The sequence below is a fragment of the Paenibacillus sp. FSL K6-3182 genome (assembly GCF_037976325.1).
Classification (GTDB): domain Bacteria; phylum Bacillota; class Bacilli; order Paenibacillales; family Paenibacillaceae; genus Pristimantibacillus.
This window is the reverse complement of sequence record NZ_CP150265.1, coordinates 4,794,941-4,810,581: the sequence shown is the minus strand read 5'-3', so window position 1 is coordinate 4,810,581 and position 15,641 is coordinate 4,794,941. Positions and strand designations below refer to the sequence as shown.

The 15,641-nt window shown below is 43.8% G+C and carries 15 protein-coding genes; 10 read left to right on the top strand and 5 right to left on the bottom strand.

Going from position 1 to position 15,641, the window contains the following annotated elements; genetic code table 11:
- Positions 1-23: 23 nt before the first annotated feature.
- The 5 genes from MHH56_RS21420 (at position 24) to hisC (ending at position 7,583) form a co-directional block, all read left to right on the top strand.
- Entirely contained in the window at positions 24-1,058 is a 1,035-nt protein-coding gene (locus MHH56_RS21420; protein ID WP_339203703.1) for a glycosyl hydrolase, read from the top strand.
- Positions 1,059-1,113: 55 nt separating this feature from the next.
- The gene (locus MHH56_RS21415; protein ID WP_339203702.1) at positions 1,114-2,214 is read left to right on the top strand and encodes a GDSL-type esterase/lipase family protein; all 1,101 of its coding nucleotides are present in this window, start codon (positions 1,114-1,116) and stop codon (positions 2,212-2,214) included.
- Positions 2,211-3,689 carry a glycosyl hydrolase gene (locus MHH56_RS21410; RefSeq protein ID WP_339203701.1) on the top strand — a complete coding sequence of 493 codons (1,479 nt, stop codon included), beginning with the start codon at positions 2,211-2,213 and terminating at the stop codon, positions 3,687-3,689. The genes MHH56_RS21415 and MHH56_RS21410 overlap by 4 nt, the downstream gene beginning before the upstream one ends.
- A 37-nt stretch (positions 3,690-3,726) precedes the next feature.
- On the top strand, positions 3,727-6,276 hold the full coding sequence (locus tag MHH56_RS21405) for a glycoside hydrolase family 2 protein (protein ID WP_339203700.1): 2,550 nt from the start codon (positions 3,727-3,729) through the stop codon (positions 6,274-6,276).
- A 197-nt stretch (positions 6,277-6,473) separates the two neighbouring features.
- Entirely contained in the window at positions 6,474-7,583 is a 1,110-nt protein-coding gene (hisC, locus tag MHH56_RS21400) for a histidinol-phosphate transaminase (RefSeq protein WP_339203699.1), read from the top strand.
- An 86-nt stretch (positions 7,584-7,669) separates the two neighbouring features.
- Here hisC and MHH56_RS21395 read toward each other — a convergent pair whose 3' ends face one another.
- A complete protein-coding gene (locus MHH56_RS21395; RefSeq protein WP_339203698.1) occupies positions 7,670-8,449 on the bottom strand; it encodes a CAP domain-containing protein in 780 nt (259 codons plus the stop codon).
- Between the two features lie 279 nt (positions 8,450-8,728).
- Between MHH56_RS21395 and MHH56_RS21390 the strand changes: the two genes are divergently transcribed.
- Positions 8,729-8,929 carry a cold-shock protein gene (locus MHH56_RS21390; RefSeq protein ID WP_054024035.1) on the top strand — a complete coding sequence of 67 codons (201 nt, stop codon included), beginning with the start codon at positions 8,729-8,731 and terminating at the stop codon, positions 8,927-8,929.
- Between the two features lie 168 nt (positions 8,930-9,097).
- On the opposite strand, the gene fabV is transcribed toward MHH56_RS21390, so the two are convergent.
- Both fabV and MHH56_RS21380 read right to left on the bottom strand, forming a co-directional pair.
- On the bottom strand, positions 9,098-10,288 hold the full coding sequence (fabV, locus tag MHH56_RS21385; protein WP_339203697.1) for an enoyl-ACP reductase FabV: 1,191 nt from the start codon (positions 10,286-10,288) through the stop codon (positions 9,098-9,100).
- Between the two features lie 204 nt (positions 10,289-10,492).
- Positions 10,493-10,702, bottom strand: a complete 210-nt coding sequence (locus tag MHH56_RS21380; protein WP_076266703.1) for an alpha/beta-type small acid-soluble spore protein — start codon at positions 10,700-10,702, stop codon at positions 10,493-10,495.
- 133 nt (positions 10,703-10,835) lie between these two features.
- Here MHH56_RS21380 and MHH56_RS21375 point away from each other — a divergent pair, with 133 nt between their 5' ends.
- The 3 genes from MHH56_RS21375 to MHH56_RS21365 all read left to right on the top strand — a co-directional run bounded on the left by MHH56_RS21375 (position 10,836) and on the right by MHH56_RS21365 (position 12,781).
- Positions 10,836-11,477: an ATP-dependent DNA ligase gene (locus tag MHH56_RS21375; protein ID WP_339203696.1), complete on the top strand. Its 642-nt coding sequence runs from the start codon at positions 10,836-10,838 to the stop codon at positions 11,475-11,477.
- Positions 11,478-11,650: 173 nt separating this feature from the next.
- Complete coding sequence (locus MHH56_RS21370; protein ID WP_339203695.1) at positions 11,651-11,872, top strand: hypothetical protein; 222 nt, start codon at positions 11,651-11,653, stop codon at positions 11,870-11,872.
- Between the two features lie 48 nt (positions 11,873-11,920).
- Entirely contained in the window at positions 11,921-12,781 is an 861-nt protein-coding gene (locus tag MHH56_RS21365; RefSeq protein ID WP_339209693.1) for an alpha/beta hydrolase, read from the top strand.
- A gap of 149 nt (positions 12,782-12,930) precedes the next feature.
- Here the strand turns inward: MHH56_RS21365 and MHH56_RS21360 are convergent, their stop codons facing one another.
- Positions 12,931-13,416 carry a C40 family peptidase gene (locus MHH56_RS21360; protein ID WP_076266706.1) on the bottom strand — a complete coding sequence of 162 codons (486 nt, stop codon included), beginning with the start codon at positions 13,414-13,416 and terminating at the stop codon, positions 12,931-12,933.
- Positions 13,417-13,581: 165 nt separating this feature from the next.
- On the bottom strand, positions 13,582-14,562 hold the full coding sequence (locus tag MHH56_RS21355) for an aldo/keto reductase (protein ID WP_339203694.1): 981 nt from the start codon (positions 14,560-14,562) through the stop codon (positions 13,582-13,584).
- 243 nt (positions 14,563-14,805) lie between these two features.
- Here MHH56_RS21355 and MHH56_RS21350 point away from each other — a divergent pair, with 243 nt between their 5' ends.
- Entirely contained in the window at positions 14,806-15,594 is a 789-nt protein-coding gene (locus tag MHH56_RS21350; protein WP_339203693.1) for an alpha/beta hydrolase family protein, read from the top strand.
- Positions 15,595-15,641 lie beyond the last annotated feature (47 nt).

Sequence of the window (15,641 nt, the reverse complement as noted above, 5' to 3'; positions counted from 1 at the left end):
TCAAAGAAGGAGAGAAACCATAAATGTTGAATGTGAAGCAGCAATCCCGTTTCATAGTGGAGCCTAAGCTCATAAACCCGAATGCAGACGATCAGGCGAAAAGGCTGATGACCTATTTATGCGACATTTATGGAACTCGTATATTGACCGGTCAGCAAATCGGTGTAGTATCAACACCTGAGCTTGAAATATTGCATGAAGTGACTGGGAAATACCCAGCTGTTTATGGCTTTGATTTCATGAATTATTCACCCTCGCGCACAGAGCGCGGGGCCACATGCTCCGATACAGACATTGCGATTGATTGGTGGCAAAGCGGCGGCATCGTAACTTTTTGCTGGCACTGGAATGCGCCTAAGGATTTAATTGATTTGCCCCCTGACCGAACGTGGGGCAGCGGTTTCTATACAAAAGCAACGACGTTTGATGTGCAGAAGGCGATGAATGATAAAGAGTCAGAGGATTATAAGCTGCTGATCAGAGATATTGATGCGATTTCCTCCGAGCTGAAACGGCTGCAGGATGCAGGGGTACCGGTATTATGGAGACCTCTGCACGAGGCTTCAGGAGGCTGGTTCTGGTGGGGCAGCAAAGGGGCTGAGCCCTGCGTGCAATTGTGGAAGCTGATGTATGACCGAATGACGAACGTGCATAAGTTGAACCATTTGATTTGGGTATGGAATGGACAGCATGCGGATTGGTATCCGGGCGATGAGTACGTCGATATTATTGGAGAAGATATTTATCCCCCTGAGCAAAATTACGAGTCGCAGCTTGATCGTTTTGAGAAGGCACTCGCTTACACAAGCATGAACAAAATTATTGCTTTGTCGGAAAATGGACCGATTCCTGATCCTGATCTTATGCTTCAGGATCGTGCACTATGGGCATGGAATTGCACGTGGTATGGCAATTTTGTCTACAATATTGTGGATGGGCACCGTGTGTATGCCGAGAAATTTACAGATAGGGAACAGCTTATCAAATTTTATAATCACCCTTTCTCGTTAACGAAGGATGAGCTGCCTGATTTGAAAAATTATCAGCTGCGAGAATAGCGGGTGGATGACATTCATCGCAAGGACTAATACTTGTGCAAGGAGCACGCCATTTATGACTTTGTCGATTTGGAATCACCGAAGCAATCTGCATCGAACGCGGCGCGGAATCCAAGAAGGACGTTTGACGGTGGGTTTTATTGGAGGCTCGATCACCGATGCAAGGCCGCGTCATAACTGGCCGGAGCCAGTCATTGCCTGGTTCACGGAGCAATATCCGGAACTGCGTATCACGGTTGAAAATGCAGCGATCGGAGCAACGGGCAGCGATTTAGCTGCTTTCCGCGCCAAACGTGATCTAATTGATACGAATTGCGATTTGGTTTTTATTGAATATGCAGTTAATGATGAAGGCGAGCCAACCTTGAAGCGCAATCGCTCGCGCGAAGGATTAATAAGGCAATTGCTCGCTGATGGCCAGCGCGATATCGTCATCGTATACACGTATTCGCAAAATATGTACAACGCCATTACACAGGGCTTGGTACCGGATACGATTAATGAATTTGAGCGGATAGCAGAGCATTATGAGCTAAGCTCGGTATGGATGGGATTGTATACATTTGAGGAAGTCAAGAAAGGCAAGCTGCGCTTTGAAGAATGGCTGCCAGATGGTCTTCATCCGACAAGCAGAGGAAGCTTGAGCTATGGGCAAAGTGTAATTGCGTATCTCCAGAAGGAATTATCGCACGCGGATCACGCGGTGGAGGCTGATCAGGTTTCATACTTGATACCAAAGCCGCTGGATACACAATGCTGGGATGATGTATTCGACTTATCTTTTCATCACATTCATACGAGAGGTTCTTGGGCCATAAGGAGATGGCCTCATCTGGAGTGGATCGATCAAGTGCTCGAGACATCGGCCATTGGAGCAGAGTTGTCCTTCTCCTTCGAGGGAAGAGGACTCGTTCTTGGCTTTGACTTCGGGAGAAGCTCAGCTGAGTTTCGATACCGAATAGATGATGGGGAGTGGCAAGTGATGGAGCGGGAGAGGCCATCATGGGTCCAGGATGATGGGTGGTATCGCTTAAACTGTTTCGGAGATGATTGGGTGAGCGGCCGTCACCGCTTCGAGCTTGAAGTCATTCATGGCAATCGACCAGAATGCACAGGCACTAATTTCCGACTCGCGAAAGTGGGGATTATCAGGTGACCGCCCTAAGGAGCAGGCGAGTTGTCATTAGTGCGCTGGCTGTCTGCTTAGCGCTTCTAGGCGCCGCTTTAGTCGTTACATTGGCTGTGCTGCCAAGCTCAAACAAGGAAGAACCATTTTTGAAATACGAAGCGGAGTCCGGGCTGCTTCAAGGTACTATGGTTTCTCAAGAAGGGGAGGGCTTCTCTGGCTCAGGCTTCGTTACTGATTTTACGGATGAGCAGGACCAGTTAACGTTTGAGGTTGTTGCTCCAAAGGCAGTATTATACAATGTATGGGTCAGCTACCGGGCGCCAAATGGCAATAAAGTAGCTGGCATTTCATTGAATAATCAGCCCCACGGCGAATTGGTTTTACAGCCCAATGATCAATTTTCGGAGCTCAAGGCAGGGAAGCTGCTTTTACAAGAGGGCACGAATACGATTAGCCTGACTCGAGGCTGGGGTTATTACGATATCGACTATATTAAGCTGCAAAAGACGAAGCCTGAAACGAAACATCAGGTCTCTGGTGAATTAGTGAATGGGAATGCTTCTGCAGAAGCCAAAAAGCTAATGAATTATTTGGTGAAAAACTATGGCAAGTCGATGTTGTCGGGTCAAACCGAACTGGATAATGTTTCTTGGATTGAAAAGGTTACCGGTAAAGAACCAGCGATGGTCGGGTTTGATTTAATCGATTATTCCAAAACAAGAGCAGAGCACGGAGCTATCTCGTATGAAGTGGAAAAAGCAATTGGCTGGCATAAGCAGGGCGGCATTACAACCTTCTTATGGCATTGGAACGCTCCCACCGGCATAATTGACGAGCCGGGAAAAGAATGGTGGCGGGGCTTTTATGCTGATTCGGTAACCTTTGATTTGGAGAAAGCTTTGAGTGACACCGAATCGGAGGAGTACAAGCTGCTGCTAGCTGATATCGATACGATTGCCGTGCAGCTTCAAAGGTTAAAGGACGCCCATGTACCCATATTGTTTAGACCGCTTCATGAAGCAGAAGGCGGGTGGTTCTGGTGGGGAGCAAAGGGTCCTGAGCCGGCAAAGCAGCTTTACCGAATCGTATACGATCGACTGGTCAATAAGCATGAATTAAACAATCTCATATGGATCTGGAATTCGGTCCTGCCCGAATGGTATCCAGGAGATGACGTAGTGGATATCGTTAGTGTAGATAGTTATCCAACCCCTGGAGATCATTCTCCAGCCATTAATTATTTTGATAATCTCGTCGCTCTAGTCAGCAATAAAAAACTTGTTGCAATGACCGAAAATGGTTCCATTCCTGACCCGGACTTAATGAAAGCGTATGGTGCGAATTGGAGCTGGTTTGTCACCTGGGAAGGCGATTATTTAAACGATGGAAAACATAACAGCCAAGAGATTTTGAAAAAAATCTATAATCATTCAAATGTGACAACACTGGATGAACTTCCAGACTTGTTTGGTATGAAGAAAGCTGTAGATAAAGAAGAATGACAAGCGATAGGAAGACACATATTCTTAGGAGGACAAAATGAGAGAAACACAACTAGTGCTAAGTAATTGGAAATTCAAAGCTTGTCAGGAGCAAGAATGGATGGAAGCCATCGTGCCTGGCTGCGTTCATACGGATTTGCTGCGCAATGGCATCATTAAAGATCCTTTCTATAAAACAAATGAGCATGACTTGCAATGGATTGACAAAATAGATTGGGAATACGAGACTCATTTCGACGTAAATGATCAAATGTTAAATGCCTCAAGTATTGAACTCGTATTCGATGGATTAGATACGTATGCAGACGTTTATGTAAATGGCAATCATGTATTGTCAGCAGACAATATGTTCAGAACATGGAAAGCAAATGTAGCGTCTATGGTGAATGCCAAAGATAATGTATTGTTGATTAAATTCCGCTCCCCTGTGCAAGAGGATTTGCCGAAAATCGAGAAGCTTGGCTATAATCTACCAGCTAGTAATGATCAATCAGAACTTGGCGGACTGGGTGCTCAGAAGATAAGTATTTTTGCAAGAAAAGCGCCTTATCATTATGGCTGGGACTGGGGTCCACGATTCGTTACGAGCGGTATTTGGCGTGAAGCTAGACTAGAGGGCTGGTCCGACAGCAAAATTACCGATGTATATGTGAAGCAGGATCAGGTAAAGGCTTCGAAAGCTAGCTTAACAGTAGATGTGGAAATTGAGTCGGAGCATGAATGGAACGGCTTAGTGAAGTTAAGTGCAGGGGGACAAACTTGGGAGCAGGCTGCGCACTTAAAGCAAGGGATCAATGTGATTCAACTGCCTGTTGATATCGAGAATCCGAAGCTTTGGTGGAGCAGAGGACTTGGCGATGCTCATTTATATACATTTACAGCAGAGCTTTGCAAGGAAGAAGAGTTGATAGCTGCAAAGTCCGTTCGTACGGGTCTTCGCTCCATTCGATTGGTACGAGACAAGGATGAGGTAGGAGCCTCGTTTTATTTTGAGCTTAATGGCGTTCCTGTGTTTGCGAAAGGTGCAAACCATATCCCTAATGACAGCTTCATAACAGAAGTAACGGATGAGCGATATAGACATGAAATTGTTTCAGCTGCGGAATCGAATATGAATATGCTTCGGGTATGGGGCGGCGGTATATATGAGCAGTCGGTGTTCTATGAGCTTTGTGATGAGTACGGCATCTTGGTGTGGCAGGACTTTATGTTCGCATGCAGCATGTATCCTGGCGATGAGGCCTTTCTAGAAAATGTTCGCTTGGAAGCAGAAGAAAATGTGAAGCGGCTGCGCAATCATCCTTCCATCGTGCTGTGGTGCGGCAATAACGAGATTGATTCGGCTTGGGCACAATTTGATGAGAAGGGCGGCTGGGGCTGGAAAAAAGAATATACATCGGAGCAGCGCGCTGTCATTTGGTCGGACTACGAGGCGGTTTTCCATGACATTTTACCTGATGCGGTTGAAGCCTATGCGCCAGGAACACAATATTGGCCATCCTCACCGCTTATATCGCTGTCGGGGGACATTAACCAGCATGCGCATCCGCTATCTACAGAGGGAGATGTTCATTACTGGGGAGTATGGCACGCAGTTGAGCCATTCGAGAACTACAACCTGAAAATCGGCCGTTTTATGAGTGAATACGGCTTCCAGTCATTCCCTGAGTATGATACGGTGATGAAATTCGCAACGGAGCAGGATTTGGCTCTGGATTCTAAGGTAATGCGCGCGCATCAGAAGAATGGCGACGGCAACCGTCTCATTAAAGAATACATGGATATTTATATGAGCGAGCCTAAGGACTTCCCTGCTTTTCTTTATATGAGTCAGGTGCTGCAAGCAGAAGCGATGAAGATGGCGATTGAGGCGCATCGTCGCAGCATGCCATATTGCATGGGAACGTTATACTGGCAAATGAATGATTGCTGGCCAGTAGCTTCTTGGGCAGGCATGGATTATTACGGGAAATGGAAAGCTATGCAGTATTATGCGAAAAGGAGCTTCGCCGATACAATGCTGTCTTTTGACAAGACAGATGACGGCGTCATCAACATTCATGCAGTAACGGATTTGCTGGAATCGTTGAAAGGCGAGCTCAGATTATCGCTATACGACTTTGCAGGCGTGTTAATTAAGCAGGAAACCACTCAAGTGTCCATAACAGGAAATAGTGCAGCAATTGTAAGCTCGATAAACGAGCTGGAATGGCTGACAGGCTGCGAAGCAAACCGTGTTGTATTGTATGCAGAGCTGACCCAAGGCGGTAAGCTGATAGACAGCAAGGAACATTATTTCGTGAAAGCGAAAGAACAGAAGCTTGCTTCAGCTGTTATTCGAATTTCAGAGGTTGAAGGCAGCAACGGTACGTCGTTCTCGCTGGAGACGGATGTGCTTGCTAAGCAGGTCTGGATTACTGCAGAGCACGAGGGCATGTTCACGGACAATTTCTTTGATTTGATACCGGGTGTAGCTAAAATCGTAGAGTTCCGCTTGCGCGAAAGTGGAGAAGCAGCAAGTAAGCCAATTGCAGCGGGCAAGGTACAAGCTCGTTCAATGATCGATTTTTTGGCTGAGGACAAATAAAACGAAGTGAAAAAAACAGATAATAGGAGGCGCCTATAAGGGGTGCCTCCTTTTCTTAATGTTCAATACGATACTGCTTGAGCGGGAATATAGTCATTATTTCGACAATCTTGTCTCGCATTAACTCTTTACTGCGAGAAAGGATTAATGTATTATCGTAATAAAGGTTTTGACTTTATTTAGTAAGGGTGAAATGTATGAACGAGAAAATTGAAGTTAAACCACGAAAGGCATTGGAAGTGATGAAGCCCTACTCGCCAGGTAAACCAATTTGGGAGGTTCAGAGCGAATATGGCCTGCAGCATGTAATTAAGCTGGCCTCTAATGAAAATCCGTTAGGGCCTTCTCCAAAAGCGATAGAAGCCATTCAAATCGCCTTGAAAGATCTTCATCGTTATCCTGACAACCAGTCTCAGCTATTGAAGAAAACCATTGCCGATTATTACGACCTGCATGCAGATCAAGTCATTGTTACTAACGGCGGAGATGAGCTCATCACGCTTGTAGCAGAAGCTTTTTTGGATGCTGGTGATGAGATTATTGTGCCGGGACCTACATTCAGTGAATATGAGTTTGGTGCTCAGTTGATGGGAGCTAAAACAATCGTTGTCCCGCTCAATGATGCTTTTCAATATGATGCAGAAGCTATTGTTGCTGCAGTGACTGATCGTACCAAAATTATATATCTATGTTCTCCAAATAATCCAACAGGTACTTATGTAGCTCAAAAAGATTTGAAATATATCCTCGATACAATCCCAAAACGTATCATGGTTATGCTCGATACAGCTTACAGCCACTACGTTTCGGAGGAGCTGTATTCGGATGGAATGGAATTTGTAAGAGCAGGCTACCCGCTCATCGTGCTAAAAACCTTTTCGAAAATTTACGGTCTTGCAGGTATTCGAGTAGGCTATGGGGCTGCCCCTCAGAAAATTATTCAGAGCATTCTTCAAGTGAAGGAGCCGTTTAATGTTAATGCACTTGCCCAGACAGCAGCAGCATCAGCGATCGGTGATGAAGAGCATGTTTTAAGATCGCAAGCACTGGTTGCCAAGGAACGTGAGCGCATGTACGCTTCATTTGACCAGCTTGGAATCAAATATACGCAAAGTATGACCAACTTTGTACTTGCTGAGCTTGGGCCGGAATCGGAGTCCATCTACATGCGTTTAATGGCTAAAGGGATTATCGTTCGCCACGGAAAAACGTGGGGCTTGCCGCTCCATTTGCGTATCTCAATAGGTATGCCGGAAGAAAATGATCAGTTTATTGCCGCATTAAGCGAAATACTTGGTTCGGTTTAATCTTTAGTTAATAATTATGCTGCGATGTTAGTAAGAGCAGCCAACGAGTGGAAATTCGTCGGCTGCTCTTTTTTTGGTCGATGCGATTAACCAGTAAATTCTTGAACCCATGCCCCTTTGTAATATCCAACTCCAATTTTAGTGAAACTGGATTTCAAAATATTTGCGCGGTGCCCAGGGCTGTTCATCCAATCCTTCATTACTTGATCAGGAGTTGGCTGGCCTTTAGCAATATTTTCACCAGCAGAACTGTACGTAATATTGAATTGTTTCATCATGTCGAAGGGAGAACCATAAGTTGGTGAATTATGATCAAAGTAGTTGTTGTTTATCATATCCTGTGCTTTAACCAAAGCCATTTTGGATAAAGATCCATCCATGCTGAGTGCTGGCAATCCTGATTTTGATCGTTCAGAATTGACGAGTTGGAGCACCTGCTGTTCATATTGTCCAGAGGAAGAAGGAGCTTTCTCCGCTGGATTTTGAGTCGTTGGATTTTGAGTCGTTGGATTTTGAGTGGTCGGATTTTGAGTTGTTGGATTCTGTGTCGTTGGTTGTTGAGCTGGGTATTGACCTGGGTACTGAGACGGAAATGGATAAGGATACTTATTCACGAGTCCATTTGCTCCATCGCCCAACAGCCAATCTGGAATGTTGTTGTACTGCGAGCCCTTCATTGAAACGGTAGGATTCTTCATCATCGGTGTAGAGATTGAAGAGGCCTGGGTTGTGTGTGGAGTTGACGTAATAATAGGTGTTTTGGTTGATGTGTAACCAAGAGCAGAGTGCTTATTGGTTGACATCCTTGGATTTGACGAACAGCCTACAGCTAAAATAAGTAAAGCTAAAATGAAAAATTTCCGCATGTACATACTCCTCAACGTTAGAATAGTGTGCTTGCTACCCGATATATAATTTCCTGACCAAGCTGTTGTTATCCCGGAGAAAAAAGGGATTTAATCTTTTTTTTAAAAAAGACTTGCTTATTACAAATGCCTATGGTATATTATCAATACAAACAACAAATTTAACCTTGAATTCACATATTGAAAAGGTTGTCATTTGTATGATGATATCTTTTTCAATGTGTGATTTTTAGTTTTTCTGGAAAAAACATGTTAATATACTTTTGGAGGTAATCAATTATGGAACAAGGTACAGTAAAATGGTTTAACGCAGAGAAAGGCTTCGGTTTTATCGAAGTTGAAGGCGGCAATGACGTATTCGTACATTTCTCCGCAATCCAAGGCGACGGTTTCAAATCACTTGACGAAGGTCAACGCGTTGAGTTCAACGTAACTCAAGGCAACCGTGGACCACAAGCAGAAAACGTTGTAAAACTATAGTATCAAATCAAAACCCCTTAACTTCGGTTAAGGGGTTTTTTTTATACATTAATCAAATTATAAATGATCCTTATAGCAGTGGCTATACCAGTAATGTATTTGCACCAGCAAACACAAAAAAACCAACTCGAGTGAATAAACGCTCGAATTGGTTTTACAGTGGAAATATTAACGAAGATTTGGAATGTTTACTTCTGGATTAACGTCTGCTTCATAATCGATGCCATCTGTCTCGAAACCGAACAGCTGAAAAAATTCACGACGATAACCTTCAAGATCAGAAAGATCATATACATTTTCTGTAGAGAGCTTAGCCCAAACATCGGCAACCTCAGCTTGGATTTCTGGTCTCATCTCCCAATCATCAACGCGGATAAGGCCTTTTTCATCAACCAGCGTTTCATTTTTGCCGTATAGACGTTCTGAGAATAAACGATACATTTGTTCAATGCAGCCCTCATGAATGCCTTTTTCTTTCATCACTTTATAAAGGGCGGAAATATAAAGCGGCACCACTGGAATCGCGGAGCTTGATTGCGTTACGAGCGCTTTGTTAACGGAAACGAATGCGCGACCGCCATTTGTGCTGAGCTGTTCATTAAGGCGGTGAGCCGTAGCTTCCAGATCATTTTTAGCAGCGCCAATTGTACCTTCACGATATACTGCATGTGTAATTTCAGGTCCAATGTAAGAGTAAGCAACTGTAGTTGCGCCTTCAGCAAGTGCTCCAGCTTTCTCAAGCTCGTCAATCCACATCTGCCAGTCCTCGCCGCCCATAACAGCAATCGTTTGACGAAGCTCGTCTTCTGTTGCCGGCTCGATTGTAGCTTGCGTTACATCGCCGTTATGGAAGTTAACGGTTTTGTTCGAATACGTGCCGCCAAGCGGCTTGATAACGGAAGAAAACGTTTCGCCTGTTTTTGGATGCGTACGGCGCGGAGAAGCAACGCTGTAGACAACGAGATCAATTTGACCTAGTTCCGTACGGATCAAGTCGATTGTTTTTGCTTTAATTTCATCAGAGAAAGCATCTCCAACGATGCTGAAAGATTTGCGTCCAGCAGCTGCAGCAGCTTCCTCGAAAGCAGCGGAATTGTACCAGCCAGCGGATGCTGTGCGTGCGCCTTCAGCAGCTTTGTCAAAATAAACGCCAATTGTATTAGCGCCAGCAGCGAAAGAAGAAACGATACGTGAAGCAAGACCATAACCTGTTGAAGCTCCAATGACGAGCACGTTGCGCGGGCCTTCAATGCTTGGTTGAGCGTTTACGTAATCGATTTGACGTTGTACTTGTTGTGCGCAGCCCTCAGGATGTGCTGTCGTACAAATAAAGCCACGTGTTTTTGGTTGAATAATCATATTAGAATATTCCTTTCCATAATGGAATTTGTTTGTATGCGTTATGTAACGGGACAACTCTCTCCCATTTTACCGATTTTTATGGAAGAAGGGAAGTTCTCCATTCGTGACAAAAGCATTTATTTGCACAATTTCTTATTTTTTCTCAAATAAATAAGCGCCAAGAAAGCATCTCTGCATTCTTGGCGCTTATTTATGTAGAAATTAACGACGTCCTGACAGCTGCTGTTCAGCCATTTGAACGAGCCGGCGTGTAATTAATCCGCCGATAGAGCCCATATCGCGAGTGGTCATATTGCCATAATATCCGTCTTGCGGAAGTTGAATGCCAAGCTCTTGGGCCACTTCATATTTAAGCTGCTCTAGAGCTGCACGGGCTTGCGGTATAAGAAGTTGATTCGTACGATTTGCCATCTTTTCTCAGCCTCCTTCTTGAACCTATTATGTGGATACGAGGGAGAGTTTATTCATATCATTCACCTAAATTTACCTCCTATTTTTGAAGTGAAATCATGCTAAAATGGTTAAACGGAAAGGGGGCGCCGTAATGTTCGTGGAACCCATGTTATTAACGGAATATGAAAAACCTTTTGATGATGATGATTTTATATTTGAACCCCTATTGGATGGACATCGCCTGCAGCTCTCCTTTATGGGAAGCAAGGCTGCTTTATATACTCGGCATTTCAATGAAGTTACGCGGCAGTATCCCGAATTACATAATGTACCGCTGAGGGAGCCTGCGGATGTTCTGTTAGATGGCGAGGTAACCTATGTAAACCCATTTACAGGAGCGATTGAGTTCGAGTCGCTGCAGGAACGTTACAGGTTGAAGAAGGAGCCGAGTATCCGTGAAGCCAAAAGGACGAAGCCGGTCCAGTTTTTTGTATTTGATATTCTTTATTACAACGGGCTTGATTTAAGGCAAAAACCGCTGCTTGAGCGAAAGCGGCTGCTGGAATATATTTTGGAGGATAATGCCTATTTCAAAAAGATGCTGTACGTGGAGCGAGAGGGTGCAGCTATATTTGATCTTGTAAGAAGATCGGATTTGGAGGGCATTGCCTGCAAGCGCAAGGATAGCACCTACGCTGAGGGACGTCAGGAGAGCTGGCTAAAGGTGATAAATGATGATTATAAATCGTTATCGATGGCTTCAGATCAGAAAAAAACCTCAATTGCTGAGTAAAGGTATTATTAATATTCTTATTAATAACAACGAATTTGCGTAGATGATTTTATATGGAGTGAGATGAATGCTGTCGGCAAAAGCTGATGGCATTTTTTTGCGTTTATTTCTTTAACGAAGGAATGAAATACTGCCTATGAAAAACGGTTTTCAATCGAAAGGGGAGTTATGCGATGTTCAAATATTTTAGCAAACTGCTTGCATTGGTACTTGTTTGCTTATTGCTTGTACCTGCACCATTAATTGTGGCTGCTGAAGGTAATACAGAACCCGTTCAGATTACCTTGGATAGTGCAAACCAGAGCAAAATCAAATCCAATGAGAAAGGCATGTTTATTTTTTTATTCATTTCATCCATAAAAGGAAAATATGATCATCTTATTGAATACATGTAAGATAGCGTGGTTATTCATTAAAGCAGAACAGGACGTGACTTCATTTTGATGTCTATTTTTAAGAATGAAATTGTCGAGAAAGAATATTGTCTTTGTTATGAGAAAAGCTTGGACATGTTTGAAATGGAATACAAATCACTGTACCTCCCGACATCCTTCGGAGAAACCCATGTGTTATGCTTCGGCGATTCGAGTAAGCAGCCATTGCTGCTTCTGCATGGAATGACCATGAGCAGTACAATGTGGTATCCCAATATAAAGCAGCTGACTCAAGAACGCTGTGTATATGCAGTCGATGTAATGGGCGATTTTGGGAAGAGTAAACCAACAGCTGTAATAAAAAACAAGCAGGCTGCGCAGCAATGGCTTCTTGAAGTTTTGAACGCGCTCCTATTTGACAAGGTAGACATCGCTGGTCATTCTATGGGCGGCTTTTTAGCGCTTAATTTTTCAATCGCTTACCCAGACCGCGTTTCCAAGCTCATTCTTTATGCCCCTGCGGGTACCTTCCATAAAATAAGCTATAAGTTTTTTATGAAGGTTTACCCTGCGTTATTGTTTCAATCAGAGAAATGGGTCGATAATGCTTTTCGTTGGTTCTCGGGCAGGGGGGAGCAGTTAACACCTATCTTTCGCACTCAAGTTATTGCAGGGTATCGCCATGCCAAGCCTCTTTTGCAGGTAATGCCTTCCGTATTTCCTATAGAGGAATTTCATAACTTCAAAGTTTCTACTTTGCTTCTTGTTGGAGATAAAGAGGTCATTTATCCTGCTTTGAAGGCAATAGCCTATGCGAAAAAAGCGATTCCAGGCCTTGAAACTCATTTAATCGAAGGAGCAAGTCATTCACTAACGATGGAGCAAGCGGAAATAGTAAATGATTTAACGCTGCAATTTCTAAGAAAGTGATTTCGTTTTCTATTTCGTTTTCTATTAAGTTGTTTCATATCCCTTATATATGGTTAAGAATGTTATTGAAGCTTGCGATTGATTCACGATAAACAGAAAAAAAGCTGCTATCGCAAAGGGCGATAACAGCCAAATTCTATATTATAAAATTAATTTGTGACGCGTCTTGCTGTAACATAACTTTTGGACCAGTAGCTGGAGGTCATGTCCGACACGGTAACGCCAGTGCTTGTAGCGCTGTGGATAATTTTGTTGTTGCCTGCATAAATAGCGACATGGCTGATCGTCTTGCCATTCGTTTTAAAGAAAACAAGATCGCCCATGCTGAGTGAACCCTTAGGAACCTTCTCGCCAACCGTAGCTTGTGCTACAGATGTGCGTGGAAGAGAAACATCAAGTCCTTTGAACAAAAATTGAGTGAAAGATGAACAGTCAAAAGCGTATGTAACGCCTGCCGGTGCACCGAATTTATATGGAGTGCCGATAAATTCTTTTCCTGTAGAAACAAGATTAAGTGTTTCAGGTGTAGCTGCATGTGCCTTTGGAGCAAAAGTTCCGATTGTGAATGCCGATATGACGATAGCGCTGCAAATGCCTGCTTTGGCAATCGATTTCAGTAGGTGTAATTTTCTCATGCTGTCAGGTTGTCCCTCCGCGTTTCGTTTTATGTATTATGACTATAACACATCCGCAAAAGGGCTATTTTCACTCATGAGAACAAAAGGGCAGGTATAATAAGGATTATGAGCGATTATGAGAATTAAATGAAAAAATATTAATAATCCGCGTATTCCCGCGAATTAAGGCATATTTATGCCTCTTGCGCTTACTAGAAGCGTGTACCATTGCTCTCTCGTCATAAGTTCCGATTGCTTCACCGCATCCTTACAGGCTGCTATCCGCTTAGGATTTACAGTGCCGATTACAGGCTGAATACGAGCGGGATGCTTCATTAACCAAGCTAGTACGATGGCTTCCGGTGTCGTTTCATTTTCTTCAGCTATTTGTTGTACGAGAGCAGCTGTTTTCAATTCTGACTCCGATGCGTTCTCGGATACTCTTCCAGAAAATTTCCCCTGCGCCAGTGGCCCCCATGCTTGAATTTGTATATTTTCCATTTGCATCAATTCCATAAGACCTTCAGCAAAGTTGTCTTTTAAACCTGCCTTTTGGTTGACATGCACACCTTGATCGATGAAATCATGACGAAGTAGACTCATCTCCAGCTGATTTACGACAATAGGATCGGGCAGCGAGCGCTGCAGGAAACGAATTTGTCCCGGGCTCATATTGGATACGCCAAAGTTGCGAACCTTGCCGGATAATTTCAGCTTCGTAAAAGCTTCTGCAATTTCATCCGGCTCCATAAGCGGATCAGGACGATGAAGCAGCAAAACATCTAAGTATTCTGTGCCAAGCCTCTCCAATATGCCATCAACAGACGATAATATATGCTCTTGCGAGAAATTGAAGCGACCAGGTAAAATGCCATCCGAGAGCTGAATGCCTACTTTGGATTGAATGACGAGCTGCTCACGAAGCTTGGGCTGCTGTTTAAGAATTTGACCGAATACGGATTCTGCTTTGCCTCTTGTGTAAATGTCCGCATGATCATACATCGTAATGCCGATTGATAGCGCGGCTTCTATCGCTTCCTCTGCTTGCTTGATATGACTAGGGGTAATCGGGTCTGCAAGATCCCAGCTTCCGCCAAAACCCATACAGCCTAACACGAGACGGCTATCGGATATTCCACGACGCTCTAAAGGCATCATTTTCATTCGTAATCAACCTCCAAAATTTATATTCGCTCTGTGACGATTTCTATTATACCTTTCTATTTCTGTACATATAAGCACTGAAAAAAAGTTCACTAACTAACCTTAGGGCGTATAGGACATGGAAGCATCACCGTTTCATATGATAGATTGCAAGCGCTTCATATAGATGCTACATTACTAGTATTACATATCATTAGAGTAAGTTGATAAAAAAAGCATATCTATTAATAGGAGGAATATCGTTTGGCACTCATTACTTGCAACTTTTTTTCTGAGGCACTGGGCCTCAGTACATCGATGACCGTTATTTTGCCGCAGCAGACGACATCGCAAATTGGTATGAATAATCGCAGCAGTCAGAAGCTTCATAAAACGTTATATTTACTGCATGGCTTGTCTGATGATGATACCATTTGGATGCGCAGAACTTCTATCGAACGTTATGTAGCCGAGCAAGGTTTTGCGGTTATCATGCCGAATGTGCATCAAAGCTTTTATACGGATATGGCATATGGCAATAAATATTGGACGTTTCTAACCGAAGAGCTTCCGGCCGTTGCTCGTTCTTTCTTCCCTCTATCTGATGCCCGTGAAGATAATTTTGTCGCGGGCTTATCGATGGGCGGTTATGGAGCATTCAAATGGGCATTAAGGCATCCGGATCGTTTTGCCGCAGCTGGCAGCTTATCCGGTGCGCTGGATATGGCGGATATGGTGAAACGGAGCGAAATGACTGATCTGAAGCGTCTGTTCCATCTCATATATGGTGATAAAGAAATTAAAGGCACGGATGATGATTTGCTGCATCTTGTAGCGGGGAGTGCCAAGCTGGATTCGGCGGCTAAGCCTCTGCTCTATCAGTGCTGTGGTACGGAGGATTTTCTATACAATGATAATATCGCCTTCCGTAATGCGAGCGAGCAGGCAAATTATCCTTTAACTTATATTGAAGGCCCAGGCAATCATGAATGGAGCTATTGGGACACGCATATCCAGCAGTTCTTAGAATGGCTGCCAAAACAAAACGAATAAGAAGGAAGCTATCATGCCGAGAGGCTGGTAGCTTTTTTTTATTCGAA

Excerpts from the sequence above, each read along its gene's own strand:
- MHH56_RS21395 (WP_339203698.1), bottom strand. The coding sequence starts at position 8,449 with ATGCGGAAATTTTTCATTTTAGCTTTACTTATTTTAGCTGTAGGCTGT.
- MHH56_RS21370 (WP_339203695.1), top strand. The coding sequence starts at position 11,651 with ATGTTCAAATATTTTAGCAAACTGCTTGCATTGGTACTTGTTTGCTTA.
- fabV (WP_339203697.1), bottom strand. The coding sequence starts at position 10,288 with ATGATTATTCAACCAAAAACACGTGGCTTTATTTGTACGACAGCACAT.
- MHH56_RS21405 (WP_339203700.1), top strand. The coding sequence starts at position 3,727 with ATGAGAGAAACACAACTAGTGCTAAGTAATTGGAAATTCAAAGCTTGT.
- MHH56_RS21375 (WP_339203696.1), top strand. The coding sequence starts at position 10,836 with ATGTTCGTGGAACCCATGTTATTAACGGAATATGAAAAACCTTTTGAT.
- hisC (WP_339203699.1), top strand. The coding sequence starts at position 6,474 with ATGAACGAGAAAATTGAAGTTAAACCACGAAAGGCATTGGAAGTGATG.
- MHH56_RS21380 (WP_076266703.1), bottom strand. The coding sequence starts at position 10,702 with ATGGCAAATCGTACGAATCAACTTCTTATACCGCAAGCCCGTGCAGCT.
- MHH56_RS21365 (WP_339209693.1), top strand. The coding sequence starts at position 11,921 with ATGTCTATTTTTAAGAATGAAATTGTCGAGAAAGAATATTGTCTTTGT.
- MHH56_RS21420 (WP_339203703.1), top strand. The coding sequence starts at position 24 with ATGTTGAATGTGAAGCAGCAATCCCGTTTCATAGTGGAGCCTAAGCTC.
- MHH56_RS21360 (WP_076266706.1), bottom strand. The coding sequence starts at position 13,416 with ATGAGAAAATTACACCTACTGAAATCGATTGCCAAAGCAGGCATTTGC.
- MHH56_RS21415 (WP_339203702.1), top strand. The coding sequence starts at position 1,114 with ATGACTTTGTCGATTTGGAATCACCGAAGCAATCTGCATCGAACGCGG.
- MHH56_RS21390 (WP_054024035.1), top strand. The coding sequence starts at position 8,729 with ATGGAACAAGGTACAGTAAAATGGTTTAACGCAGAGAAAGGCTTCGGT.
- MHH56_RS21355 (WP_339203694.1), bottom strand. The coding sequence starts at position 14,562 with ATGAAAATGATGCCTTTAGAGCGTCGTGGAATATCCGATAGCCGTCTC.